This window comes from Ruminococcus sp. CAG:330, from assembly GCF_000437175.1.
Taxonomy (GTDB): domain Bacteria; phylum Bacillota; class Clostridia; order Oscillospirales; family Ruminococcaceae; genus Ruminococcus_C.
In genome coordinates this window covers 1-738 of the sequence record NZ_FR897969.1, presented here as the reverse complement: position 1 = coordinate 738, position 738 = coordinate 1, and the positions used below count along the sequence as shown (strand labels likewise).

The 738-nt window shown below is 45.4% G+C and carries 1 protein-coding gene; it reads left to right on the top strand.

The genetic code is table 11. The features are described from left to right. Positions 1-738 (top strand): Cna B-type domain-containing protein (locus QZL66_RS00090; RefSeq protein WP_293601725.1); only part of this gene is annotated, 738 nt, incomplete at both ends.

The window sequence follows — 738 nt, the reverse complement described above, 5'->3', positions numbered from 1 at the left end:
AAAATGCACAAGCATTTGAAGATGAGATCAATAAAATGATCAAATCGTATAATGCAATGTTGCAAGAAGTTGTAGCGGAATTGCAAAAGGAAACCGCAACTTCTACTGTACAGTTTGTGGATATCAATGCAGCTGTGGATAAGAACACGCAATTGTATGACGGTGTGCATCCTTCAAAAGAGGGATATGGCGAGATTGCCAATGCATTCTATAATGCAATTATTTCTCATTACACGGGTGTTACACCGGGTACTGGTACGACCGTTCTTGCGCCAACAGATGTTACAGGAGTTCCGAGTGACTTTTATGCGAAAGATGGAAGCATCAATAGCGACTATCAATTCGTACAGGATATCACGTTGGACGTTACAAGCAACTGGCAGAAAACATTTTCTGATTTGGATGAGGCATATGCGTATTATGTGGTTGAACCTGAGATTTCTGGTTGGGAATCTTCGATTGCACACAATGGGCAACCGGTAAATGGCGAAACTGCCACCATCACCGTCACCAACACCAAAACCATCGAGAAGACATCGATCTCGGTGAAGAAGAAGTGGGTTGACAATGACAAGGCGGGCGCATCACACGGCGCAGTCAATGTCACGCTTCGGCGAAAGCTGGAAAGTGGCACAGACTATGATAAAGACTTTTCGGAAACGGCAGAACTTTCCAGCAGCAACGGCTGGACGCACACGTGGAGCGACTTGGACAAAACGGACGCAAGCGGAAACGAAT